The organism is Stenotrophomonas maltophilia complex sp. Om-AH-Sm3 (assembly GCF_059337855.1).
In genome coordinates, this window is sequence record NZ_JBYBLQ010000043.1 from 1 (window position 1) to 285 (window position 285).

Below are 285 nucleotides of genomic sequence, written 5' to 3' on the forward strand. Positions count from 1 at the left end.
CTTGTTTCTTAATCTCCCTGGTGGAGCCTGTCGGGATCGAACCGACGACCCCCTGCTTGCAAAGCAGGTGCTCTCCCAGCTGAGCTAAGGCCCCAGAAAGGGACATCTCACACCGGCCTGGCCGATGCAAATCTCTGAATGCAGGTACTTTGTGAAGACGCCCGACAGGACGATGCTGTCTTTGCTCAAAAGGAGGTGATCCAGCCGCACCTTCCGATACGGCTACCTTGTTACGACTTCACCCCAGTCATCGGCCACACCGTGGCAAGCGCCCTCCCGAAGGTT

At 57.5% G+C, this 285-nt stretch carries 1 tRNA gene and 1 rRNA gene; both read right to left on the reverse strand.

Annotation, left to right across the window (positions count from 1 at the left end):
* Positions 1 to 18: 18 nt before the first annotated feature.
* Positions 19 to 94, reverse strand: a tRNA-Ala gene (locus AC10QF_RS20120).
* Between the two features lie 94 nt (positions 95 to 188).
* A 16S ribosomal RNA gene (locus AC10QF_RS20125) occupies positions 189 to 285 on the reverse strand; the annotation flags it as partial.